Source organism: Mesorhizobium sp. M0140 (assembly GCF_040322475.1).
In the GTDB taxonomy this organism is placed as follows: domain Bacteria; phylum Pseudomonadota; class Alphaproteobacteria; order Rhizobiales; family Rhizobiaceae; genus Mesorhizobium.
In genome coordinates, this window is record NZ_JAMYTM010000088.1 from 1 (window position 1) to 779 (window position 779).

Sequence of the window (779 nt, forward strand, 5' to 3'; positions counted from 1 at the left end):
TCGCATGCCTATTCCTGCTACGGTACGATCGGCGAGGCTAAGGTGCGAATCGGTTTTCGGCCGTGTGGCTAGTCGTCGCATGGTATCCGCGGCGGGTTCCAGCCCGCACACGCCGATCCTCCGCGACTATGCACGCCCGGGGCCCCAGTTCAGCCGGCATATCTCGATAGAGTGACGGGATTATCTGCGCCCTGACCTGATGAGGTGGACGGCCTCCGCTCCCGGCATCGCAATGTGCCAAAGTGTGGCTGTCGAAAGTCACATGAGGGAGAGCCGTCCATGGAGAAGGTTAGCACAATCGGTCTGGATGTCGCCAAGCACGTGTTTCAGGTGCACGGCGTTGACGCACAGGGCGCAGTGGTTGTCCGCCGGAAGTTGCGTCGCGACGATGTAGTCGCATTCTTTACGTCCTTGCCGGCGTGCTTGATTGGCATCGAAGCCTGCGCAACGAGCCATCACTGGGCTCGTGTCCTCACGGCTCTGGGGCATGAGGTTCGCCTGATGCCTGCGTCATACGTCAAGCCATACGTGAAGCGGCAGAAGAATGATGCTTCGGATGCCGAGGCAATCTGCGAGGCGGTCACGCGACCGACGATTCGCTTTGTTCCGACAAAGAGCGGGGAGCAGCAGAGCGTGTTGATGCTGCATCGCGTCCGCGAGCTTTTGATCCGGCAGCGGAAATGCTGGTGAACGCCCTTGCGCGGCCACTTGGCGGAGTTGGGCATCATCACTCGTCAGGGTGCTACAGGGCTGAGCATGCTCGTCGCGTTGGTTGAGGA

At 60.7% G+C, this 779-nt stretch carries 1 pseudogene; it reads left to right on the top strand.

The window, feature by feature from the left end:
- Window positions 1–279: 279 nt before the first annotated feature.
- Window positions 280–779, top strand: a pseudogene (locus NKJ37_RS31960) (IS110 family RNA-guided transposase); the annotation flags it as partial.